This is a genomic window from Thalassospira profundimaris (genome assembly GCF_003326675.1).
GTDB classification, from domain to species: domain Bacteria; phylum Pseudomonadota; class Alphaproteobacteria; order Rhodospirillales; family Thalassospiraceae; genus Thalassospira; species Thalassospira aquimaris.
Window position 1 is genome coordinate 185475 of sequence record NZ_JPWF01000006.1, and the last position, 24384, is coordinate 209858.

20 protein-coding genes and 1 other RNA gene are annotated in these 24384 nt (G+C 54.5%); 18 read left to right on the top strand and 3 right to left on the bottom strand.

Going from position 1 to position 24384, the window contains the following annotated elements:
* Window positions 1–3: 3 nt before the first annotated feature.
* The 3 genes from TH19_RS10750 to TH19_RS10760 all read left to right on the top strand — a co-directional run bounded on the left by TH19_RS10750 (window position 4) and on the right by TH19_RS10760 (window position 1609).
* Window positions 4–342 carry a cell division protein ZapA gene (locus tag TH19_RS10750; protein ID WP_114102356.1) on the top strand — a complete coding sequence of 113 codons (339 nt, stop codon included), beginning with the start codon at window positions 4–6 and terminating at the stop codon, window positions 340–342.
* 163 nt (window positions 343–505) lie between these two features.
* Window positions 506–666: non-coding RNA, 6S RNA (gene ssrS, locus TH19_RS10755), on the top strand.
* Between the two features lie 127 nt (window positions 667–793).
* Window positions 794–1609 carry a TIGR00282 family metallophosphoesterase gene (locus TH19_RS10760; RefSeq protein ID WP_114102357.1) on the top strand — a complete coding sequence of 272 codons (816 nt, stop codon included), beginning with the start codon at window positions 794–796 and terminating at the stop codon, window positions 1607–1609.
* 79 nt (window positions 1610–1688) lie between these two features.
* Here TH19_RS10760 and TH19_RS10765 read toward each other — a convergent pair whose 3' ends face one another.
* The 3 genes from TH19_RS10765 to TH19_RS10775 all read right to left on the bottom strand — a co-directional run bounded on the left by TH19_RS10765 (window position 1689) and on the right by TH19_RS10775 (window position 9041).
* Complete coding sequence (locus tag TH19_RS10765; RefSeq protein WP_114102358.1) at window positions 1689–3911, bottom strand: methyl-accepting chemotaxis protein; 2223 nt, start codon at window positions 3909–3911, stop codon at window positions 1689–1691.
* A gap of 356 nt (window positions 3912–4267) precedes the next feature.
* Window positions 4268–6490 carry a methyl-accepting chemotaxis protein gene (locus TH19_RS10770; RefSeq protein WP_114102359.1) on the bottom strand — a complete coding sequence of 741 codons (2223 nt, stop codon included), beginning with the start codon at window positions 6488–6490 and terminating at the stop codon, window positions 4268–4270.
* Window positions 6491–6866: 376 nt separating this feature from the next.
* Window positions 6867–9041, bottom strand: a complete 2175-nt coding sequence (locus tag TH19_RS10775; protein ID WP_114102360.1) for a methyl-accepting chemotaxis protein — start codon at window positions 9039–9041, stop codon at window positions 6867–6869.
* 494 nt (window positions 9042–9535) lie between these two features.
* Here TH19_RS10775 and TH19_RS10780 point away from each other — a divergent pair, with 494 nt between their 5' ends.
* From TH19_RS10780 to TH19_RS10850, 15 genes are all read left to right on the top strand, one after another.
* Window positions 9536–10282 carry a YebC/PmpR family DNA-binding transcriptional regulator gene (locus TH19_RS10780; RefSeq protein ID WP_114102361.1) on the top strand — a complete coding sequence of 249 codons (747 nt, stop codon included), beginning with the start codon at window positions 9536–9538 and terminating at the stop codon, window positions 10280–10282.
* 130 nt (window positions 10283–10412) lie between these two features.
* Window positions 10413–10943, top strand: coding sequence for a crossover junction endodeoxyribonuclease RuvC (ruvC, locus tag TH19_RS10785; protein ID WP_114102362.1), 531 nt, complete (start codon window positions 10413–10415; stop codon window positions 10941–10943).
* The gene (gene ruvA, locus TH19_RS10790; protein ID WP_114102363.1) at window positions 10940–11635 is read left to right on the top strand and encodes a Holliday junction branch migration protein RuvA; all 696 of its coding nucleotides are present in this window, start codon (window positions 10940–10942) and stop codon (window positions 11633–11635) included. Before ruvC ends, ruvA begins: the two co-directional genes overlap by 4 nt.
* Window positions 11632–12705, top strand: coding sequence for a Holliday junction branch migration DNA helicase RuvB (ruvB, locus tag TH19_RS10795; RefSeq protein WP_114102364.1), 1074 nt, complete (start codon window positions 11632–11634; stop codon window positions 12703–12705). The genes ruvA and ruvB overlap by 4 nt, the downstream gene beginning before the upstream one ends.
* The gene (locus tag TH19_RS10800; protein WP_114102365.1) at window positions 12705–13166 is read left to right on the top strand and encodes a YbgC/FadM family acyl-CoA thioesterase; all 462 of its coding nucleotides are present in this window, start codon (window positions 12705–12707) and stop codon (window positions 13164–13166) included. The genes ruvB and TH19_RS10800 overlap by 1 nt, the downstream gene beginning before the upstream one ends.
* Window positions 13167–13173: 7 nt before the next feature.
* The gene (tolQ, locus tag TH19_RS10805; RefSeq protein WP_114102366.1) at window positions 13174–13905 is read left to right on the top strand and encodes a protein TolQ; all 732 of its coding nucleotides are present in this window, start codon (window positions 13174–13176) and stop codon (window positions 13903–13905) included.
* Between the two features lie 2 nt (window positions 13906–13907).
* A complete protein-coding gene (gene tolR / locus TH19_RS10810) occupies window positions 13908–14360 on the top strand; it encodes a protein TolR (RefSeq protein ID WP_181846388.1) in 453 nt (150 codons plus the stop codon).
* A gap of 6 nt (window positions 14361–14366) precedes the next feature.
* On the top strand, window positions 14367–15350 hold the full coding sequence (locus tag TH19_RS10815) for an energy transducer TonB (protein ID WP_114102367.1): 984 nt from the start codon (window positions 14367–14369) through the stop codon (window positions 15348–15350).
* Between the two features lie 40 nt (window positions 15351–15390).
* Complete coding sequence (gene tolB, locus TH19_RS10820; RefSeq protein ID WP_114102368.1) at window positions 15391–16761, top strand: Tol-Pal system beta propeller repeat protein TolB; 1371 nt, start codon at window positions 15391–15393, stop codon at window positions 16759–16761.
* Window positions 16762–16890: 129 nt separating this feature from the next.
* Window positions 16891–17385, top strand: a complete 495-nt coding sequence (pal, locus tag TH19_RS10825) for a peptidoglycan-associated lipoprotein Pal (protein ID WP_114102369.1) — start codon at window positions 16891–16893, stop codon at window positions 17383–17385.
* Window positions 17386–17538: 153 nt separating this feature from the next.
* Entirely contained in the window at window positions 17539–18678 is a 1140-nt protein-coding gene (gene ybgF / locus TH19_RS10830; protein WP_258547913.1) for a tol-pal system protein YbgF, read from the top strand.
* A 27-nt stretch (window positions 18679–18705) separates the two neighbouring features.
* Window positions 18706–20160, top strand: a complete 1455-nt coding sequence (gene tilS / locus TH19_RS10835; RefSeq protein WP_114102371.1) for a tRNA lysidine(34) synthetase TilS — start codon at window positions 18706–18708, stop codon at window positions 20158–20160.
* 84 nt (window positions 20161–20244) lie between these two features.
* Entirely contained in the window at window positions 20245–22188 is a 1944-nt protein-coding gene (ftsH, locus tag TH19_RS10840; RefSeq protein ID WP_114102372.1) for an ATP-dependent zinc metalloprotease FtsH, read from the top strand.
* 12 nt (window positions 22189–22200) lie between these two features.
* Window positions 22201–23316: a dihydropteroate synthase gene (gene folP / locus TH19_RS10845; protein WP_114102373.1), complete on the top strand. Its 1116-nt coding sequence runs from the start codon at window positions 22201–22203 to the stop codon at window positions 23314–23316.
* A gap of 151 nt (window positions 23317–23467) precedes the next feature.
* The gene (locus TH19_RS10850) at window positions 23468–24373 is read left to right on the top strand and encodes a response regulator transcription factor (RefSeq protein ID WP_258547914.1); all 906 of its coding nucleotides are present in this window, start codon (window positions 23468–23470) and stop codon (window positions 24371–24373) included.
* Window positions 24374–24384 lie beyond the last annotated feature (11 nt).

The window sequence follows — 24384 nt, forward strand, 5'->3', positions numbered from 1 at the left end:
TCCATGGCACAGGTTTCAATTCGCATTAACGGCCGCAATTACGACATCGCATGTGATGACGGTCAGGAAGATCGCATTCACGCCCTTGCCGGATATGTCAATGACCGGGTCAAGGAAATCGCCGATGCGGTCGGCCAGATCGGTGAACAGCGCCTTCTGGTGATGACCAGTCTTCTGATTGCAGATGAACTTGGCAGTGCACAGGCAAAACTCGACAACGGTGCAAATCCGCAGCCGCAGGCATCCGGTTTGACCGATGCCGAAAGTGAAGCACTGGCCGAGAATTTCGAAAGCATTGCGGCCCGTATCGAAACCATCGCCGACAAACTTGCCCAAAGCTGATCTTTGCGGGTAGGGTGTCTGTCCGGCTGCCTGCAAAGGTTTGATCGCTCCGTTTGTTGGGGCTTTCGGGTGTAATCTACTTGAAATTCGCATGTCCCGGGACTAAGTTCCGGGCGCTGACAGTTTGCGATGCGCCCTCGCGGCGATCAAGAACCCAGCATCAAGGGGGCTGCCCTGTTCGTCAGGTTCGCTAATTCCCGGGGCCGATGCTCATTTCTCTAGGGAGCTGTCCCTTTCCAGACCGTGGTCTGGTTATACGGCGCCCACCTGCACCTGCAGGTCACGAGGAATTACCACATGGCCAACGGCAGCGGTGGCTCCCGTTTATCTTCGGGCAATTGCCCTGACATATCCCTTCTCCTTTGCGTAATGCTGTATGCTGTGCGTCCCGGATGGGGTGCATCGATAAAAGCCGTGCCAATTCGGGCATGTAAAAGACACAGGAAAGAATATGCGTTTACTTCATCTTGGCGACGTTTTGGGTCAAACCGGTCGCAAGGCAGCACTCGATGCATTGCCGATGCTCCGTGATCGTTTGTCCGTTGATGTTGCCGTGGTGAATGTGGAAAACGCGGCGCATGGCTTTGGTGTCACGGCAAAAATCTGCAAGGAATTCTATGGGGCAGGGGCCGATGTCCTGACCACAGGCAACCATGTCTGGGATCAGCGCGAAATCATCGCCTATATCGACGAAGATGAAAAACTCCTGCGTCCCTGGAACTTCCCGGATGGTACGCCGGGCAACGGCGATTACGTCTTTAAAACCAAATCGGGCAAGAAGGTCTGCGTCATCAACATGATGGGTCGCCTTTTCATGGATCCGCTTTCCTGTCCGTTCCAGGGAGCTGACAAGCTGTTTAACAAGCACAAGCTTGGCAAAAATGTCGATGCGATCATTCTGGATTTCCATGCCGAAACCACGTCGGAAAAGATGGCTTTTGGCCATCATTGCGACGGGCGGGCGTCACTTGTGCTGGGCACGCATACGCATGTGCCGACCGCAGATGCGCAAATCCTGCCAAATGGCACGGCCTATCAAACCGATGTTGGCATGTGCGGCGATTTTGATTCCGTGATCGGCATGAAAAAAGAAAACTCGGTCCGCAAGTTCCTGACCAAAATGCCGTCCGGTCGCTTTGAACCGGCCGAGGGACCGGCAACCGTGTGCGGCGTATTTGTCGAGACCGATGACAAAACCGGCCTTGCCAAGCGCATTGAACCGGTTCGCATTGGCGGTCGCCTTAAAGGCAGCTGGCCAAGCGCCTGATATAGACGGGTAGAACAGACAAAAATGCAAAAGGCCCGCCTGATTGGCGGGCCTTTGTCGTTAAACATCGTCCGGGCTATTACGCTGCGCGGTCACGTGCCTGTTGGCGCAATTCATCAAGGATGGTGGCAATGCGATTGCGCATTTCCCCAACTTTTTCCGATGCCGCCCGCGACGTGGTCAGAACTTCACCCGACAACTGGCCGGTACGGCCGGTTTCATTGGCAACCTCGGTGATAGATGCCGATACCGCACGGGTGCGGTCGGCTGCACCACGGACATTGCGGCTGATCTCATCAGTCGCAGCCCCTTGCTGTTCGACCGCGGCCGAAATCGATGTCGCAATTTCATTGAGGTTATCAATGATCGACCCGATTTCACCGATGGCGGTCACGGACTCACCAGTTGCTTTCTGAATGCCGGAAATCTGTCCGGCGATTTCTTCGGTCGCCTTTTCGGTCTGGTTGGCAAGGTTTTTGACCTCGGCGGCAACCACGGCAAAGCCTTTGCCGGCATCACCGGCGCGCGCCGCTTCGATGGTGGCATTCAGGGCCAGAAGATTGGTCTGTTCGGCAATGTCGGTAATAAGGGCGATGACCTCGCCAATACGACCGGCCGATTGCGACAGGCTGACGACAAGCGCATTGGTGTGCTGGGCACGCTGGGCGGCTTCGTTGGAAATGCGGGTGGTTTCCGCCATCTGGCGATTGATTTCCGCGTTCGAGTTGGAAAGTTGCTCGGTCGCGGCGGCAACGGTTTCAACATTACCGGTGGCTTCCTGTGCAGATGATGAAACATCTTCGCTTTGATTGGAAACAAGGGCGGCACTTTGGGTCATCTGACCCGAAACCCCCTGAAGCTGTTCACCAAGGGCGGCGATTTCATTCACGGCGGTTTCAACTTCGCCCTGAAGCGTATCGGCAAGGCTCAGAAGTTCGTCGCGCAATGCCTCGTTGCGTTCACGGTTAAGGCGCTCTTCCTCGGCCTGCATGTCGCGGACCTTGACGGCGTTTTCCTTGAACACATCAACTGCCCGGCCCATGGCTGAAATCTCGTCACTGCCATTTGACGGGACAGTGACATCAAGATCCCCCTCTGCTAGGGAAACCATCGATTTCTGAAGGCCTGCCAACCGGCGCAAAAGGCTGCCATGCACGTAAAACACATAGATCAGAAGCGGCAGGATAATTGCCGCGGCACCAACCGCATACATGACCAAGGAGCTTTGCTTGGTCAGTGCATTGGCTGATTCCGCAGAACGGTCAACGCCGGTCTGAAGCATATCAACCAGTCCGGTGACACCTTGTTCCATCGCCGATGCATAATCCGCACTTTGCGCAACAATCTCGATCTGTCGGGCGGAAAGGCCAAGCTCGGTCGCGCGCAGGGTCGGGATGCTGCGCTCGCCGGTGGACAATTCGGTAATGTCCTTCATCAGTCCCTGATAGAACTTTTTGAGTTTCTCGTTCTCAAGGCTTTCGACCGTGCTGTTAACAACGCCAACCGAACCGCGTACCTGAACCCCCATCAGTTTCAATTGCATGGCGTCGTTCGATGATGCCGCCGAAAGGATGGTGTTGCTGATTTCAGCACCGCGATTTGAAAGTTCAAGAACCGGCGCACGGGCCGTCATGATTTCATCAAGCTTGAACAGCAGCCCCTTGGTCGACGCATTTTGTTCGGCCGTCATGAATGCGCCACTCAGGCGCAATTCCTGGATCTGGCTGGTGATGCCGGTAAGCTGGGTCTGGGATGCAGACAGAACCGGCTGGATCATCGAATTGAACCGCCCGGTCAATTGCTGAAACTTGCCAAGCGACCCTGCAAGCTCCTGGGCGATTTCAAATCGTTCAATCGTGGTTTGATGCAAAGTTTCCAAACTGTTTGCCAGGTCTTTGCCATTCGCCTCGATCTGGCTCAGAGATTCTTCGGGCAGACCCGAATGGGCAAGTTGCCCCAGATATTCATTCAGACTGGCAAGCAATTGATCAAGTTCCGCCTTGATCAACAGTTCTTCGTCTGGCGTGGAGGCCGCAACAATACGCGGGGCCGATGCCACGATCTTTGAACTGGTCGCAGAAAGCTGCTGGGCCGCAAACATCGGCGGCAATTGTTCATAGGCAATCTTGCCAAGCTGGCTGCCGAATTTTGAAAAGGAAAAGACCGCAACCGCGGCTGCAAGGACCGCAATAACGCCGGTCAGAAAGAATGACGCCGCCAGTTTTTCACGGACGCCGAACCCTGATTTGTTCGTCTTTTTCGACGATGACGGCTTAACGCCGTGCTTGATATTCGAAGCCATACTCCACTTACCCCGTAGACCAGAGAACCAAACGCCGACATAGCAACGTGCCGACGCATAAGATGCGCGTTGCTTGGACTTTGTTTCCTGATCAAGCCGCTTTGGGGAACCCGCAAATCGCCGGAAACGGGATTACGGGAATAGAAAGGGAAGGCTTGCTTTTATATTTATTAGGATAATCGATACCACGTTCTCAAAACGTTCGCAGGATTTTCCGCCAAAACTATGCACCGGTATAGGATTTTGTGTCGAGCGTGAAATACATCTCTGCGCACATGAAAACGGTATGCAATTGTGCCCCAAAGAAAAAGGCCCGCCATGTGACGGGCCTTTTTAAGAAAGTCGGACAGGGCAGTTTATGCCGCGCGGTCACGTGCCTGTTGGCGAAGGTCTTCCAGAATAGTGGCAATGCGGTTGCGCATTTCACTGACCTTTTCCGATGCCGCACGGGACGTCGTCAGAACTTCGCCCGACAACTGACCAGTACGACCGGTTTCGTTGGCAACCTCGGTGATCGATGCCGATACTGCACGGGTGCGATCGGCAGCACCGCGAACGTTGCGGCTGATTTCATCGGTTGCCGCACCCTGTTCCTCGACCGCTGCCGAAATCGTGGTGGCAATTTCATTGAGGTTATCAATGATCGCACCTATCTCGCCAATCGCGGTGACGGACTCACCGGTTGCCTTCTGAATGCCGGAAATCTGACCGGCGATTTCTTCGGTCGCCTTTTCAGTCTGGTTGGCAAGGTTTTTGACCTCGGCGGCAACCACGGCAAAGCCTTTGCCTGCATCACCGGCACGGGCTGCCTCGATGGTGGCGTTCAGGGCCAGAAGGTTGGTCTGCTCTGCAATGTCGGTAATAAGGGCGATGACTTCGCCGATACGACCGGCCGATTGCGACAGGCTGTGCACCAGCTCATTGGTGTGCTGGGCACGCTGGGCGGCTTCGTTGGAAATGCGGGTGGTCTCGGCCATCTGCCGATTGATTTCCGCATTCGAGCTTGAAAGCTGTTCGGTTGCGGCGGCAACGGTTTCAACATTGCCGGTGGCTTCCTGCGCCGAGGTCGAAACATCTTCGCTTTGGTTGGAAACCAGTTCGGCACTTTGGGTCATCTGACCCGAAACACCCTGAAGCTGTTCACCAAGGGCGGCGATTTCATTCACCGCAGTTTCAACTTCGCCCTGAAGGGTATCGGCAAGGCTCAGAAGTTCGTCGCGCAATGCTTCGTTACGTTCACGGTTAAGGCGTTCTTCCTCGGCCTGCATCTCGCGGACCTTGATCGCATTTTCCTTGAACACGTCAACTGCACGACCCATTGCCGAAATCTCGTCATTGCCCTTGGACGGGACATCGACATCAAGATCGCCATCGGCAAGAGACACCATGGTTTTCTGCAAACCGGCAAGGCGACGGAGCAGGCTGCCACGTACATAGAAGACAAAGATCAGAAGCGGCAAAACAATTGCTGCTGCACCAACGGCATACATGACATAGGTGCTTTGGGTGTTCAGGGTCTTGGCAGCACCGGCAGAACGGTCAACACCGGTTTGCAGGGACTGAACCAGTGCATCAACACCGCTTTCCATTGCGGTGGCATATTCGCCACTTTCCGCAACAACATCGGCCTGTTCCTTGATCAGGGCCAGTTCCGAAAGGCGCATTGCCGGAATGCTGTCATTGCCAACTGCAAGCGGCTTAATCTGGGTCATCAGATCGGAATAGTATTTCTGGAGTTTCTTGTTCTCCAGACCTGAAATCAGGGTCTCGACCGAACCGATGACGGCATTCACCTGCACACCAATAATCTTGAGGCGTGTTTCATCATTGCCCGAAGCGGCACCCAGAACAGTGTTGGCGATGTCCCCGCCAAGTTTGGACAGTTCAAGAACCGGTTCGCGTTCGGCGATGGCATCGTCGAGTTTGACCAGAAGGTCCGTACCCTTTGTTTTCTGCTCGAAGGTCAGGTAGGCAGCATCCTTGCGGATTTCTTCGACCTGATTGCCGATATTGTTGATCTGGTTCTGTGACATCGCCAGCAACGGTTTCAGCATCGAGTTGTATTTGCTGTTCAGGTCCTGAAACTTGCTGATCCCGTCGGCCAGCTTGTTCGCAGCATCAAAGCGGCGCAGGGTGGCTTCGTGCAGAGTTTCAAGATTTTGTGCCAGACGTTTGCCGTCGGCTTCAATCTGGGCCAACGCAGCGGTCGGCAATCCTGAAGCGGACAGGATGTCCAGTTTCTCGCGCAAGCTATCAAGCAGAATATCAAGCTTGATTTTGACAATCTGTTCTTCCTCGGGCGAGGTCGCTGCAACAATGCGCGGGGCTGCGGCTACAACCTTCACACTGTCGGTTGCCAACTGCTGTGCCGTGAACATCGGTGGCAATTGTTCATAGGTGATGTAGTCAAGCTGCCCGCCAAATTTATTGAACGAGAATACAGAAACGGATGCAGCAAGAATGGCAATCAACCCGACAAGGAAGAAAGCGCCAGCAAGTTTACCGCGTACCCCAAACCCAGATTTTTTTGTTTTGCTTGATGGCGACGGGGAGGTGCCGCGTTTAAAAATAAGTCCCATAGTTCATGTTACCCCAAAGACAAATTAGTCCAGTGTCGACACATCGCTGCGTCAACGCACATATTGCGGGTCTCTCAGAGTTAGCTTCCCGGGAATGCCGTTTTTAGGAAGGGTCGGTCTGCCAGGTCGTGGGGCGACATGACCGAATACAAACGGCTTATCTATTGTTATTGAAGGGGATATAGCACAGTTAACGCAAACTAAGCATGAGTTTTCATGCTTAAACAGACGTATAGGTTGTGGCAAATGTCAGGCTGATAGCTGCTTCTGCGTGATGATGGGGCGGGTTTGAAAGGGCCGGGGATACATCCGGCAAACAAAAAAGGACCCGCCAACCGGCGGGTCCTTTCAGTCAGGAAGAGGTTAGATACCCTGATCAGGAAGCAGCACGATCATGTGCCTGTTTGCGCAGATCATCGAGAATGCCGTTGATCCGCGAACGCAGATTTTCGACCTTCTCGGAGGCATCCTGTGCCGTGGCAAGAACCTGGCTCGACAATTCGCCGGTCTTGCCGGTTTCACTGGCGACCTCGGTGATCGATGCCGAAACCGACCGGGTGCGATCCGCCGCACCGCGAACGTTGCGGGTGATCTCGTCGGTGGCGGCACCCTGTTCTTCGACCGCTGCCGAAATGGTGGTGGCAATCTCATTGATGTTTTCAATGATGCGGCCGATATCACCAATCGCGTTTACAGACTCACCGGTTGCACGTTGAATACCGGCAATCTGTCCCGAGATTTCCTCGGTCGCTTTTTCGGTCTGGTTGGCAAGGTTTTTGACCTCGGCGGCAACCACGGCAAAGCCTTTGCCCGCATCACCGGCGCGCGCGGCCTCGATGGTGGCGTTAAGGGCCAGCAGGTTGGTCTGTTCGGCAATATCGGTAATCAGTGCGATAACCTCGCCGATACGATCTGCTGACTGCGACAGGCTGACCACCAGTTCGTTGGTCTGCTGTGCGCGGGTCGATGCCTCGCTGGAGATACGGGTTGATTCCGCCATCTGACGATTAATTTCGGCGTTCGATGCCGAAAGCTGTTCGGTCGCTGCGGCAACGGTTTCAACGTTACCGGTGGCTTCCTGTGCAGATGTCGCAACGTCTTCGGTCTGTCCGGAAACAAGTTCCGCACTTGACGTCATCTGACCCGAAACACCCTGAAGCTGCTGGCCAAGGGCCGCAATTTCGTTCACGGCGGTTTCAACTTCGCCCTGAAGGGTATCGGCAAGGCCAAGAAGCTCGTCACGCAATGCTTCGTTGCGTTCACGGTTCAGGCGTTCTTCCTCGGCCTGCATTTCGCGAACCTTAAGGGCATTTTCCTTAAAGACCTCGACGGCACGACCCATCGCGCTGATCTCGTCAGTGCCCTTTGCCGGGACATCAACATCAAGATTGCCGTCGGCAAGCTGAACCATGGTTTTCTGCAAGCCGCCAAGACGACGCAGAACGTTGCCACGGACATACAGAACATAGATCAGAAGCGAAATGATAATGCCAATTGCAGCAACAGCAGCAAGGGCAGTCAGACCTTGTTTCTCGACAACACCGGCCTGTGTGGCGGCATCGGCGACTTCCTGATTAAGGCCGGCAACCAGTTCGGCAACACTTGCGCGCATCGCATTGGCATATTCGCCACTCTGCACGACAAGAGCCTGGCTCTGTTCACCTGCTTCAAGTTCGCGTTTGCGCAGATCGGGCAGGCTGCCATCACCAACCGAAAGGGCCTGCATTTTCTCGATCAGATCGACATAGAATGCCTTAAGGCGATCGTTGCCGATGGAATCAAGCTTGCTAAGCGCATCGCTATAGGTGCCACGGATACGCACCGGGATGATCGACAGGCGAACTGCCTGTGTTTCCGTGGTGCTCGAAATGATCATGTTCGAAGCAGACGAACCCAGACGTTCGATCTCGAGGATCGGGGTGCGGGTATCGATTGCAGAAGAATACTTCTTGAAGACCTCGAGAATTTCTTCCTTGTCGGTGCTGTATTGCTTCGACGGGTCTTTCTCGAAGGACGCAGCAAATTGCCCGCCCTGGGAAATGTCATTCTGGGTATAGGACAGAACCGGCTTCAGCGTATCGGCATACCGTTTTGCCAGATTCTGGAAATCGGTAAGCTTCTCGGCTTTCTCGTCCGTGATCTGGAAACGTTCCTGGGTGACGGCATGAAGCTTTTCAAGGTTGTCCTGCAACAGGCCACGGTTGTCATTGATGCTGGCAATGACTTCGGGCATGAAGCCGGTGGCTTCGATTTCGTTGATTTTCGAAACAAGTGCCTGCAGGCGCAAGGCAAGTTCGTCATTGATCGCGTTTTCTTCCTCGGTATTGGCGGCTGCGACAATACGCGGTGCGATGGCGACGATTTCGGCACTTTCAGTTGCCAGTTCCTGTGCGGCGGCAATTGGTGGCAGTTTTTCTTCTGTGATGGTTGTAAGGGCATCACCGAACTTGTTGAAAGAAACGGCACCGACAACAGCGGATACGACCGCCAACAATCCAACAAGAGCAAATGAAATCAGTAATTTGCTTTGGACCCCGAATCTAGTTCCCATTCTATCTAACCTTTGTTTCCTGATTGTCCCGTCTGGCTTCTGTGTCCGTTCGGGTTGTGTCGACTGCTGAATAAAGCGATGAGCCTTTTCAGATAGCCGGTATTTTGGACCCCTAGAGCGTTGGAGCGTTCTTCTTTAGTTTAATAAGCTCCATTCTTATTATTAATGAAAGAATATCTTGACCTCTGCAACATCTAACCAAACCAAAGCCGCAAAATGCAAGAAAATTACTGTGGATTTCACCGGTCGCGAGATCGGTCCGGCAGGGGCATGGTTGCGCGGATGTTAATGTTCCTTCCAAGCTCTGCTGGACCTGTGCAGGTAAACACGCTATAGGAGCGGTCGAAATTTTCGTCCGTGACGGTCGCAGTGGACATAAAACGATGTCTTGCGAAGGCCCGGACGGGCTGGTCTGACAGGGAACTCCCGCATGACCGGCGTGGTATCACCCGATACCGTTCCACATCGAGTTCAATGAATACAGGTTTTAGGTTATGGCCGGCCATTCCCAATTTAAGAACATCATGCATCGCAAAGGTGCGCAGGATAAAAAGCGCGCCAAGATCTTCACCAAGCTTGCCCGCGAAATTACCGTGTCGGCAAAGATCAGTGACGATATCAACAGCAACCCGCGTCTGCGTGCCGCGATTGCTGCTGCCCGTGGGCAGAACATGCCGAAAGATAACATCGACCGCGCAATCAAAAAGGCGACCGGTGCAGGTGACGGCGACAACTACGAAGAAGTCCGCTACGAGGGTTATGGCACCGCTGGCGTTGCTGTTATTGTCGAAGCTCTGACCGACAACCGCAACCGTACCGCATCCGAAGTCCGTGCTGCCTTTGCAAAAAGCGGCGGCAACCTTGGCGAAACCGGTTCGGTCGGCTTCATGTTCAACCGTCTTGGCGAAATCGTCTATCCGGCGGATGCCGCCAATGCAGACGAACTCTTCGAAGCCGCCCTCGAAGCAGGTGCCGCAAACGTTGAGTCGGACGAGAACAGCCACGTCATTGATACCGAAATCGAAGACCTGAACGCTGTTCGCGAAGCGCTGACCGAAAAGTTCGGCGATCCGGAAAGTGCGAAACTGGTCTTCCGTGCTGCGACCGAAGCCGAGATCAATGTTGATCAGGCCCAGAGCATCATGAAGCTGGTTGATGTCCTTGAAGACAACGATGACGTTCAGAACGTCTGGACCAATGTTGCCTGGACCGACGAAATCGTTGCCGGTCTCGATAACTAAGCTTGTTTAAAAAGTACTCCCCCGAATATGCTGGTTGATGCCATCGTTTTCGGGGGCGGCTTTATGCCCGCCCTTCATATTTTGAATGGCGGGTGTTTTGTATCTGCTTTGTGGGAAATAGGGTGACGCTGTGGTCAGAGTTCTCGGAATTGACCCCGGACTTCAACGCACGGGCTGGGGCATCATTGACCTTCAGGACAACCGTATGCGCCACGTGGCCAACGGTATTGTGACCTCGACCCAATCCCTGACCCTTGCCGAACGTCTTGACCAGCTTCATACCGGTCTGATCGAAGTGATCCAGACTTGGTCCCCGGACGAGGCGGCGGTCGAAGAAACCTTCGTAAACAAAAACCCGGTATCGACCCTTAAATTGGGGCAGGCGCGTGGTGTCGCGTTGCTGGCACCGGCACGCAACGGCATTCCGGTAACGGAATATACACCCAATGCCGTCAAAAAGACTGTGGTGGGGGCTGGTCACGCTGCCAAGCAACAGGTCGAGATGATGGTCTCGACCCTGCTTCCGGGATGTGAAATTTCCGGGGCGGATGCGGCCGATGCCCTTGCAGTTGCCATTTGTCATGCGCAACATGCTGGTAACAGGTCGCTGGCGGCAAGTCTGTCAGCCAAACCAACAGGATACGGGAGACGATACAGGTGATCGCGAAACTGCGCGGAATTGTCGATTTTATTGGCGAAGACAGCGTCATCATTGATGTGAATGGTGTCGGCTATCTTGTTTTTGCATCGCGCCGGACATTGTCGATGCTGCCTGCCAAGGGCGGGGATGCCGGTTTGATGATCGAAACCCATGTCCGTGAAGATCACATTCATCTGTATGGCTTTGCCGATAATGCGGAAAAGCAGTGGTTCAACCTTCTCACCACCGTTCAGGGTGTTGGCGCAAAGGTTGGCCTTGCATTGCTGTCTGTTCTAAGCCCGACCGATCTTTTGCGCGCCCTTGCCGCACAGGATACGACGGCCCTTTGCCGTGCACCGGGTATTGGTCCCAAAGTTGCCACCCGTATTGTCGGCGAACTGAAAGACAAGGCCGCCAAGCTTAATCTTGGTCCGGTTGCAGCCCCGGCTGCCCCGGCGGCAGAACCGGCGAAACCGGCTGGAAAATCGAAAAAAGCATCAAAATCATCTGCGGATGTGAATATCGACAAAGCCCCGGCCGAGCCGGTTGTGGATGATAGTGTCGTGATGGCGGACGCGGTTTCTGCGCTGGTCAATCTTGGCTATGGCCGTTCCGAGGCATTTGGTGCGGTCGGCAAGGCAGCCCAGCAGGCTGGTGATGACAAGACAATTGATACCCTGATCCGTCTGGGACTAAAGGAGCTTAGCGCGTGAGCGAAGAAGAAGACCGTCTGCTCAGTGGTGAGCGTCGCGAAGAAGACCATCAGGAAGGATCGCTGCGTCCGCGTCGACTGGATGATTTCACCGGTCAGAAAGAAGTGCGCGAAAACCTTGATGTCTTTATTCAGGCGGCGCGTGCCCGCGAAGAGGCGATGGATCATGTCTTGTTCTTTGGGCCTCCGGGCCTGGGTAAAACCACGCTTTCGCAAATTGTCGCCAGCGAACTGGGTGTCGGGTTCCGTGCGACATCGGGTCCGGTTATCGCCAAGGCAGGTGATCTTGCCGCACTTCTGACCAATCTTCAGCCGCGTGACGTTCTGTTCATTGACGAAATTCACCGTTTGAACCCGGCGGTGGAGGAAATCCTTTATCCGGCGATGGAAGATTTCCAGCTTGATCTGATCATTGGCGAGGGGCCCGCAGCCCGATCCGTCCGTATTGATCTGCCGCCCTTTACCCTTGTCGGGGCGACCACGCGTTCGGGTCTTTTGACAACACCGTTGCGCGATCGTTTTGGTATTCCGCTGCGTCTGCGTTTCTATGAACCTGAAGAACTGGTCAGCATCGTTTCACGTGGTGCGCGGCTTCTGAATTTCGATATGACCGAAGAAGGTGCGATGGAAATCGCCCGTCGGTCACGCGGTACGCCCCGTATTGCCGGGCGCTTGTTGCGGCGTGTGCGTGACTTTGCCGCCGTGGCCGAAAAGTCGCCGGTCGATAAGTTCATTGCCGATGCGGCGTTGACCCGTCTTGAGGTCGATAACCTTGGCCTCGACAGTCAGGACCGTCGTTACCTTAATTGTATTGCTGGTAACTATGGTGGTGGTCCGGTCGGGGTCGATACCCTTGCCGCTGCGTTGTCAGAAGAACGCGACACCATCGAAGACGTGATTGAACCGTACCTTCTGCAACAGGGGCTGATTCAGCGTACCCCGCGCGGGCGTATGCTGGGCATCAAAGGGTTCCAGCATCTTGGTCTGACGCCGCCGCGTGAAGCGGGCGGGGTGCCGATGTCTGATTTGTTTGATCGTCAGGCCAACGGATCATCCGGGGGCGATTCCTGATGACCCAAACTGCGCATGACGTCCTGATGGGGCAGATCGAAGGCAAGCGCCACATTTATCCTTTAGTCGTATTTTATGAAGATACAGATGCTGGCGGCATCGTCTATCACGCCAACTATCTGGCATTTGCCGAGCGTGCGCGTTCAGCGATGCTTAACCTGTTGGGCTTTACCAATCGAAATGTTGCAGAACGCCACAAAGTTGCCATAGCGGTTCGACACTGTACCGTCGATTTTCGTCGCGCTGCCCAGTTGGAAGACCGCCTTACGGTGGAAAGCCGGGTGATTAAGCTAGGGGGCGCATCGCTTGGTTTCGAACAGAAAATCATGCGCGACGGGGATGAACTTGTGGTGATCGAGATTTATCTCGCCTGCATGTCGCTGGAAGAACTTCGGGCACAAAGATTGCCCGAAGAATTAAGAACGGTATTTAGTCGATATCTGGATGTGAACAAGGACTGACGGGAATATGGAAAATCAAGTGGTCGACGCGGTAACGCTGGGGCAGTCGGTCATGGCGCATGACATGTCTCTGTGGGGACTTTTCATGCAGGCTGGACTGGTCGTCAAAACGGTGATGATCGGACTGTTGATGGCTTCTGTCTGGGTATGGGCGATTGTAATCGAAAAACTGATGCGCCTGCGCAAGTTGCGCGCACAGGCCAATACCTTCGAAGAAGCCTTCTGGTCGGGCGGGTCACTCGAAGATTTGTATGACCGGATTGCTGACAAACCGCGTGATCCGATGTCGGCAATCTTTGTGTCGGCCATGCGTGAATGGCGTCGTTCGAATGCGCGCGGTGTTCATGGTGATACCATGCGCGCCCGTTTGCAGCAGCGCCTTGAAAAATCCATGGAAATCACCCTTGGTCGTGAAATGGACCGGGTCGAGAAATACATGACCTTCCTGGCGTCCGTTGGCTCAACCGCACCTTTCGTCGGTCTGTTTGGTACGGTCTGGGGCATCATGGTTTCGTTCCAGTCGATTGCTGCTTCGAAAAACACATCGCTTGCTGTTGTGGCACCGGGTATTGCCGAGGCACTTTTTGCAACCGCCATGGGCCTTGTCGCCGCAATTCCGGCGGTGGTTGCCTATAACAAGATTTCCAGTGACCTCAACCGTTACAGCAACCGGCTCGAAGCTTTCGTGGACGAGTTCAGCTCGATCCTGTCGCGCCAACTTGACGATTCGAGAGACTGATTATGGGCGCACAGCTTGCCAAATCGGGTGGAGGACGCCGTCGCGGACGTCGCAACAATCGCCGTTCCGCGATGAGCGACATCAACGTCACGCCAATGGTCGATGTCATGCTGGTGCTGCTTGTGATCTTCATGGTCGCGGCACCCTTGATGACCGTCGGGGTCGAGGTTGACCTTCCTGAAACCAGTGCTGCTCCGATGACAGGCCAGGATGAACCGCTTGTCGTGTCGGTATCGCGCGAAGGTACGATTTATATTATGGACAGCGAAATCGCTCAGGACACCCTGACCGAAAAACTCGCTGCGATCACCGACAACAAGGCCGATACCCGCATCTTTGTGCGCGGGGACAAGGCCATTGATTATGGTCGGGTGATGGAAGTCATGGGGCTGATCAAGGATGCCGGCTTTAGCAAGGTGGCCCTGATTGCCGAACTGCCCCAAAAGGGTTCGTAACTGATTATGCTGCGTTACGCTCTCATATCGCTTGGTTTGCATCTTGTGCTGTTTCTGGTGGCATGGTTGGGCTTGCCTGACCTGTTTGATGAAACGCCGCTGGAATTGCAGTCCATTTCGGTCGAAGTCGTGACTGTGGATGAATTTTCCGCAGCCCCGACCAAGGCTTTGCCAAAGCCGGAACCGAAAAAGGAACCCAAACCGGCCCCCAAGCCAGAGCCGAAACCCGAACCCAAGCCTGAACCAAAACCCGAGCCGAAACCGGAACCGAAGCCAGAGCCAAAGCCCGAACCAAAACCGGAGCCCAAGCCAGAGCCGAAACCCGAACCCAAGCCGGAACCGAAGCCAGAGCCCAAACCGGCCCCGAAACCTGAACCGGTTCCGTTGCCTGAAGTTAAAAAAGAGCCCGAGCCGAAGCCTGAACCAAAGCCGACCGAGTTGGCCGCGGTAAAGCCTGAAAGCAAACCAAAACCATCCAAACCGGAGCCGGAGAAGAAGCCGGAACCGAAAAAAGAAGAACCCAAGAAGGAAGAGCCGAAGAAACGCGACTTCCTGAGCGTTCTTAAGGATGTGAGTAAGCTAAAGGAGACTGCACAGGCGACACCGGAACCGCAACCCGATGAAGTTCCACAGGAAAATGCCAGCGAGGTTGTTGCAACCAGACTGGACGCCAATCTGACGATGAGCGAACTTGACGCGGTCAAACGTCAGATTGAACGCTGTTGGAGCCCGCCGGCTGGTGCAAAAGAAGCAGGGAACTTTGCTGTTGAAATTCATGTCAGCGCAAACCCCGACGGAACTGTTCGACAGGCACGTATCAGTAATCTGAATGATATTCAGGGCGATTCTTCTCGCCGTACGATTGCAGAAAGTGCTTTGCGAGCAGTGCTAAATCCGCAATGCAGTCCTCTAAAACTGCCGCTGGATAAATATGAAATGTGGCGCACATTCACGTTCAATTTCGACATGCGTGAAATGCTGGGCCTTTAATGATAAGTTCTTGAACACGCGTGGAAAATAGCGAGGCAGGATGACCATCAAGACCAACGCAGGAAAACGATTTTGGGCAAAAGGCAGTGTTGCGGCACTGTGTGCCCTGGCCGTTGTCGCTGGCCTGAATGTCAGTTTTATGTCGCCGGCAAAGGCGGAGCTCCGGATTGACATCACCCGGGGCGAGCTGAAACCGATGCCGATCGCCGTCACCCGTTTCCCGGGCGATGGTGTGGCCGAAACCGAAATCGGCCAGAATCTGACGCAGGTGATTGCTGCTGACCTGGAACGTTCGGGGCTGTTTGCGCCGATCAATGAAAAGGCATTCATCCAGAGTGCGGCTTCATTGGCGGTCAACCCGAACTTTGCCGAATGGCGTGCCATCAGTGCGCAAGCACTGGTCAATGGTCGCGTCGTTACGGAACCAAACGGATTACTTCGTGTCGAATTCCGACTTTGGGATGTGTTGGCAGAAACCCAGATGTCCGGGGTTGCCTATCGTACACAGCCCAATAACTGGCGTCGGATTGCGCATAAGATCGCTGACGAGATCTATAAGCGTATCACCGGCGAAAGCGGTTATTTCGATACCAGGATTGTATATGTGTCTGAATCAGGCCCGGCTGACAAACGTGTAAAACGTTTGGCGATCATGGATCAGGATGGTGCAAACCATCGGTTCCTGTCGGACGGTCGGTTCCTTGTGCTGAACCCGCGCTTCTCGCCGACGGCACAGGAAGTGGTTTATATGTCGTACTTTAACGACAAGCCGCGCGTTTATGTTTTGGATATTGATACCGGCGAGTTGGAGCTGCTGGGCGATTTCCCGGGGATGACTTTTGCACCCCGATTCGCGCCAGACGGGAACTCGGTCGTCATGTCGCAAGCGTTTGACGGGAACAGCGAGATTTATCAGCTGGACCTGCGCACACGTGAAAAGCACCAGCTTACGCGTCATCCGGCCGTGGATACCTCGCCCTCCTATTCGCCTGACGGGTCGCGCATTGCTTTCAACTCCGATCGCAGTGGTGCACAACAAATTTATGTGATGAATGCCGATGGTGGGGGCGTGCAGCGTATCAGCTTTGGCGGTGGTCTTTATGCCACACCAGTCTGGTCGCCACGCGGGGACCTGATTGCATTCACCAAATCGCAAGGAGGTCGGTTCTATATCGGTGTCATGCGGCCAGATGGCAGTGGAGAAAGGCTGCTGGCCGAAGGGTTCCTCGTCGAGGGACCAACATGGGCGCCGAACGGAAGAGTGTTGATGTATCACCGCCAGCACCCGTCCAGGGACGGGACCAAGGATCGCTATCGTCTGTATTCGATCGATCTCACAGGTTACAACGAGCGAGAGATCGTTACACCTGCAGATGGGTCGGATCCAGCATGGTCGCCCTTGATTCCCTGATTTCTCAAGAGTATAGTCATCGCGAAGCACTGAATGCGATTCGCTTTAATCGCGGGCATTTTCGGTGTCGCGAGACATGGAAAACACCAACCTCGGGCGAATGCGTCCGGTGTTAAGGGGAAAACTTAAATGAAACTTCGTATTCTCAGCGTTTTTGCTGCCGCCGCTCTTCTGGCTGCATGTGAAACTGCACCTGATAACTCTGCGACCACTGGTGGCGAGGGTGTATCGACTGTAAACCAGCCGTCCACCAGCACGTCGCTGTCGGAAAGCAGCCCAGAGTGGTTCGCTGTTAACGTTGGTGACCGCGTCTTCTTCGGCTTCGATAAATACGACCTCGCCGGTGAAGCTCGTCGCACCCTCGAACTGCAGGCCGCTTGGCTGAAGAAATACCCGCAGTACAAAGTTGTTGTCGAAGGCCACGCCGATGAGCGCGGTACCCGTGAATACAACCTTGCACTCGGCGAACGCCGTGCGAACTCGGTTAAAGATTACCTGATCGCTCTGGGTATCGATCCGTCGCGCGTCGAAACCATTTCTTATGGCAAAGAGCGCCCGGTTGCTCTTGGTCATGACGACGAAAGCTGGGCTAAAAACCGCCGCTCTGTATCGGTTATCCGTTAAGCGCGTGCAGGTGAAAGCCTGACTTGAATATCAAGGCGTCTGTCCCGTTCGGGGCAGGCGCCTTATTTTTGCCGCCAGAAAATGTTGAAACTATGCTTGTGTCCTGTTCATAGTGACGCATCAAAGATTGCATTGACGACAAAGGACCCGACAATGATCCGAGTTCGACCGACCACGAAACAGCACATTACTGTTAGTGCATCCATCCAGTCTGACCGGACAGAGATCACAGGTTCTGGCGCATCCCGGATGGTTGCTTTGCGTAAAGGCCGGCATCTTCTTGCAGCCCTTGCCATCGGCACCGTATTTGGCATGACGTCGCTTGCGACCACGCAGGTCCACGCACAAGATGCCAACATGTCCCGTCAGGTCGACCAGTTGCGCAAGGATCTTGATCTGTTGCAGCGCTATGTCTATCGCGAAGGGACGGGCGGGGCTGCTGGCGCATCTGGTGGTGCCGCCGTTGCAGGGGCCGATGACGGATCCCCGGCTGCTGCTCGCCAACAAGTCCAGATTAACGATCTTCAACGCAGTGCAACCCAACTGACCGGTCAGATCGAACAGTTCGATTTCCGTATTCGGAAAATGGAAGAACGTCTTGAACGGCTGGTTGCTGATATTGATTTCCGTCTCGGCCAACTCGAAGGCGGGTCTGTGATGTCTGGTGGGGCTGCTGGTGTTGCCCCGCAAGCTGGTGCAGAAACCAGTGCTGCGGCACCGACCGGCAATGGTGTTGCCGCGACCCAGTTGGGTGGTGGTGCCGGGAGTGGTGAACAGCTTAATGATCGTGGCACCAAACTGTTTGGTGTGATTGAAAATGAAGGCCAGCCGCCGAAAATCCCGTCTGGTCCTGCTGCATCCACGGGGGCCGTGGCTTCAACCGCAACCCAGACCGCGGCGCTTTCCGGTGGCACCCCCGAAGAACAGTATCGCGAAGCATTTGGCTTGTTGCGCAAACAGGATTTCCCGGCTGCTGAAAAAGCACTGAGCAGCTTTGTGTCCTCGCATCCCAACGATCCGCTGGCCGGGAATGCGCAATACTGGCTTGGTGAAACCTATTATGTGCGCGGTCAGTTTGAAAACGCGGCCATTGCCTTTACCGAAGGTTTTCAGACCTATCCGGATAGCACCAAGGCCCCGGACAATCTTTTGAAGCTGGGCATGTCGCTTGCCAATCTAGGCAAGAATGAAGATGCCTGCACCGCTTTTGGTCATTTGATCGACAACTTCCCGAATGCCTCCAACGTGGTGCTTGATCGCGCCCGACAGGAACGCAAAAACCGCGGATGTTAGTCGCCTGTTTTTGGTGACAGTCATGTCATGACCGACAGTGTTCCAACAAATCCTGATCTTGCTGCGGCGTCCAGTGGAACTCCATTGGACGCCGTTGTCTTTGAACAATTGATGGTGCAGTTTGACCCGTTCGAGCAGAACCCGCGTGTGGCGGTTGCCGTGTCGGGCGGCGCAGACAGCATGGCGCTGGTTCTGTTGGCCCATCACTGGTGTCAGGCGCAAGGCGGTGCGGTTCTGGCCATCACTGTCGATCATGGTTTACGCGCTGATTCTGCGTCCGAGGCCGCATGGGTCGGATCGCAGCTTTCCAGATACGGGATTGAACATGTCGTCGTCCGTTGGGAAGGCGATAAACCGTCTGGTGCGGTGCAGGAACGTGCACGCATCGCCCGCTATGATCTGATTGATCAGGTCATGGTGGACCACGGCATTTTCCACCTTCTGGTTGCCCATCATGCCGGGGATCAGGCCGAAACGATTGCCATGCGCCAGTTGCGCAATGCCGGGACACTGGGCCGGGCAGGGATGTCTGCCCGGCGGTTCTTGCCAAATGGCCGTTTGTTGCGCCCGCTTTTGAATGTGTCCAAGGCTGATCTGATCGCAACACTTCGCGCATTCAATCAGGACTGGGTTGAAGATCCGTCAAACCGGAATGACAAGTTCGAACGGGTGCGCGTGCGTAAATCGCTCCACGAACAAGACGTTCCTTCGGATGTTTTGGGCAATAATGATGCCGACCGGTTGACGCTTGAACACGATATCGGCTGCTTGCTGGCGCGTGCTGTGACGTTGCATGGTTGTGGTGTGGCACTGTTTGATTACGATGCCTTTTTTGCCGCTGAGTTTGGCAAAACCACGCGGGTCTATGCGCTGGGGCAGGTGGTCCGTACCGTGGGCGGGGCTGATTACATGCCGGCCTTTGATGCGCTTGATGCCGCGATCAGCAAACTTTCCCAAGACGCAACCGGGCGTATAAGCCTCGGCGGGTGTATGTTACATGGCCGCAAGGGACAGATTTGCGTTTATCGCGAAGTCGGGCGGGTTGATCGTACGCCGGTTGTTGTTTCGCCAAATTACGGGAACAAACAACCTTTGTTGCGTTGGGATAACCGGTTTGAATTGTTGTTAAACGGCCAAATGGATGCGCCGTTTGACGGCCTGCTGGCAGGGCCGCTTGACCTTTGTGATGTCAGTCACACAAAGGCATTTCGGGCCGCATTGCGCGAAATAGTACCATTTATTGGTAATTTGCCACGCGCAGCCCTTGCATCCATGCCTGCACTCTATGATAAAGAAGGCTTGCGATCCGTTGGCGGGCTTGAGGTTTCGGAGCTTTCCGACGTATTATCCGCCGCCGGCTGCGATTGGCCTCTGGGCAGGGGAAAAATTGCATTTGGCGGAGGATGGCGGTTTGCACCACCAGTACCTTTGTGGGAAAGTGGTTTCAAATCGTCGCCGAAACCCGACAACCTACTTGCGTAAGCAAGGCTTGTGACTATCTGATGTTCAAGCCTTGTGCAGGAAGTTTTGCGTCACGGCACACATAATTGCGACCAGTAGCTTGGAATGAATATGGGAAAAAATCTCGCACTGTGGGTTATCATTGCCATCCTTTTGGTGGCCTTGTTTAACCTGTTTCAGTCGCCCTCCGGACGGTCCGGTCAGTCGTCGCTGGCATTTTCGGACTTCCTTGCCGAAGTTGATACCGGCCAGATTTCGGAAGTCACGATCCAGGGCAACACTCTGATTGCAGAAACGCGCGACGGTCGCTCTGTTAATGTTTACACCCCGGATTACCCGAACCTTGTCGAAAAACTGAACGACAAAGGTGTCCGCATCATCGCGCAGCCGGAAGAAAGCCTTTCGCCGCTGATGAGTGCACTGATCAGCTGGTTCCCGATGCTGCTGATCATTGGTGTCTGGATTTTCTTCATGCGCCAGATGCAGGGCGGCGGTGGCAAAGCCATGGGCTTTGGCAAGTCAAAGGCCAAAATGCTGACCGAGAAATCCGGTCGCGTTACCTTTGAAGACGTTGCTGGCATCGAGGAAGCAAAGGGTGAACTTGAAGAAGTCGTCGACTTCCTTCGTGATCCCCAGAAATTCCAGCGTCTTGGCGGTAAAATCCCCAAAGGGATGCTGCTTGTTGGTCCTCCGGGTACGGGTAAAACGCTTCTGGCACGTGCAATTGCCGGCGAAGCAAACGTTCCGTTCTTCACCATTTCGGGTTCCGACTTTGTCGAGATGTTCGTTGGTGTCGGTGCGTCGCGTGTCCGTGACATGTTCGAACAGGGCAAGAAAAACGCACCTTGCATCATCTTCATCGATGAGATCGACGCTGTTGGCCGCCATCGTGGTGCCGGTCTTGGCGGCGGTAACGATGAACGCGAACAGACCCTTAACCAGCTCCTTGTCGAGATGGATGGTTTCGAAGCCAACGAAGGCGTGATCCTGGTTGCTGCAACCAACCGTCCGGACGTTCTGGACCCTGCATTGCTGCGTCCGGGTCGTTTCGACCGCCAGATTGTTGTCCCGAACCCCGATCTTGAAGGCCGCGAACATATTCTTGGTGTTCATGCCCGCAAGGTTCCGCTGGGTCCGGATGTTGATCTGCGCACGGTTGCACGTGGTACACCGGGCTTCTCCGGTGCTGATCTGGCGAACCTTGTCAACGAAGCAGCCCTTCTTGCTGCCCGTCTTGGCAAGCGCGTTGTCACCATGGCCGATTTCGAAAACGCCAAGGATAAAGTCATGATGGGTGCGGAACGCCGTTCCATGATCATGACCGATGACGAGAAAAAGCTGACGGCCTATCACGAAGGTGGCCACGCATTGGTTGCCCTTCATACCCCGGCATCCGATCCGATCCACAAGGCAACCATCATCCCGCGCGGTCGCGCACTGGGTATGGTGATGCGCCTGCCGGAACGTGATCAGGTTTCCAAGTCCTATGAACAGCTGATTTCCGACCTTGCGGTTGCGATGGGTGGCCGTGTTGCCGAGGAAATCATCTTTGGCAAGGACAAGGTAACCACCGGTGCTTCTTCGGACATCAATATGGTGACGCAATATGCGCGCAAGATGGTGACCGAATGGGGCTTCTCGGACAAACTGGGTAACGTCAAATACGTTGATAACCAGGAAGAAGTGTTCCTTGGTCACAGCGTCGCACAGCACAAAAACGTGTCTGAAAAGACCGCCCAGCTGATCGATGATGAAGTACGCCGTTATTCCGACGAAGCATATGAGTTCGCCAAGCGTGTTCTGACCGAACATATTGACGATCTGCATACGCTGTCGCAGGGCCTTCTGGAATATGAAACCCTGTCGGGTGATGAAATCAACGCGCTGCTGCGTGGCGAAGAAATCAACCGTCCGGGCCATTCGACTGGCGGCGGCAAGGATGCCGGTGGTGGACGCCGTTCCACCGTGCCGAGCTCCGGCGGTGCCCGCAAAGACAACCCTGGTGAAGGTGGCGGGGATCTGTCCCCGGAGCCGCAACCGGGAAGCTAACGAAAGAGACTGATGGACGAGATCAAACGATCGGTCCTGCGAAGCCCCGCCGATGTGCGGGGCTTTGCTGATTTTGATGGACCGCTTTACTACGCACCTACGGGTTTCATCGATCATGCTGATGATCCCAATACGCTTCCGCTGGCTGGTTCCCGCCGCGGTTTTTCCGCACTCGAGATCATCCGTCGCCGTGACGAAGGCGGTGCCGAAAGCATGATCCTGCCGCTCCTAGCCCTAGAAGGCTGGGTTCAAAACAGCGGGCGTGTGGATGAAATCAACAATGTTCTTGATCGGCTGATGGCCAAACGTCCGGAATATGCCGGGCTTGATATGGCATCCTGCCATGTGATGGGCATCATCAATGTGACACCTGACAGCTTTTCGGATGGTGGCGACTACAACACCACTTCTGATGCGGTTGCACGCGGGCGCAAGATGATTGAAATGGGCGCTTCCATTCTTGATATCGGGGGCGAATCGACCCGTCCCGGTGCAGCCGAAGTTTCCGAGCAGGAAGAAATTGATCGGGTTGTGCCGGTGATCCGCGAACTGGCGGCCGATGGTCATGTGATTTCAATCGACACCCGTCATGCTTCGGTCATGGAAGCCGCACTTGAAGCCGGTGCAGCCATAATCAATGACGTCACCGGCCTTGAAGGTGACGAACGGTCGATGGAAGTTGCTGCTGCGTCGGGCAAGCCGGTGATGCTGATGCATATGCAGGGCGAACCGGGCACCATGCAGGCCGATCCGCAATATGATTGCGCGGTTCTGGATGTCTATGACTACTTGCTTGATCGTATCGAAAGCTGCGAACGTGCCGGGATTTCACGGGATCGCATTTGCATCGATCCGGGTATCGGATTTGGCAAAACGCTGTCTCATAATCTGGAACTTCTGTCGCGTCTGGCGATGTTCCATGGTTTGGGCTGTCCGATCCTGCTTGGAACGTCACGCAAATCCTTTATCGGCAAGATTGATCCCAAAGCCGATCCCAAGCAACGGTTGGGCGGATCAATCGCCTCGGCCGTCAATGGTTGGCGACATGGCGTTCAGATGATCCGTGTCCACGATGTTCAGGAAACGGTTCAGGCACTGGCGGTTTCAAGTTCTACTTCCATAGTATAGCGCGATAGGGAATTACACTCACTAGCTGTATAGCTTGAGATTCTGAGTGTTTCCATTAAAAGGCAAGTACTTCTGTTCTTCGGGAAAATGCGTTCCTGACTGAATGGAATTCTTGCCTTTTTTATATCGGGATTCTGGCATTTTCTGACCTTTGAAGGTTCAGACTTGCGAAAAGGTTAATATCGTCACATACCAGATGATGAACGAGTACAAGTGGCGCAAAGTCACATCTCTTGGTTGGCGTAAATGCAAACGCGAAGGTCTTTGTATGAACCGAATTGGCGGCCTGACGCGGCCTGATGAAAGCAGCGTCACATCCGACCGGGATGCCATGACACAATGTGTTTTTGTCGTTGAAGACAACACGGACCTGAACAAGGACCTGTGTGAGTATCTGGAAATGTGCGGTTTTGACGTCGTTGGATGTGAAACCGGCGCGGCCTTTTATCGTGCTCTTCAAACCAAACAACCAGATGCCGTAATCCTTGATATCATGCTGCCCGATGCTGATGGCTATGAACTGGCAAAGCATGTACGCAAGAATATCGACTGCGGCATCATGATGCTGACGTCGCTTTCCGGCATGGATAACCATTTGACCGGTTATAAGTCCGGTGCGGACGTTTATCTGACCAAAGACAGTCCGCTGTCCGTTATCGAAGCCGCGCTTAAGCCGCTTATGCGTCGTACAGCGCGTACTGATGTTGAAAGTGATCAGGAACAAATTGCCACCGAAGATGGCTGGGTTCTTGATATGCTGAACTGGACGCTGCGCAATCCGCAAGGCGACGAAGCAAGCCTGACCGCAACAGAACGAACAATCGTCAAGTTGCTGATTGAAGCAAATGGTGCCTGGCTGACCCGGCCCGAAATCATTGTGGAACTTGGCAAGGCAGATACTGCGGAAAATTGCCGCAACCTTGATACGGCAATCCGGCGGGTACGCCAAAAGATCCTTAAGGAAATTGGTGAAGAACTGCCTGTCAAAACCGCCTATGGCCGCGGCTATGCCTTTACGTCGCCTGCTGTTGTTCTGGGCACTGCCGACGCATCCTAATTAGGTTACGA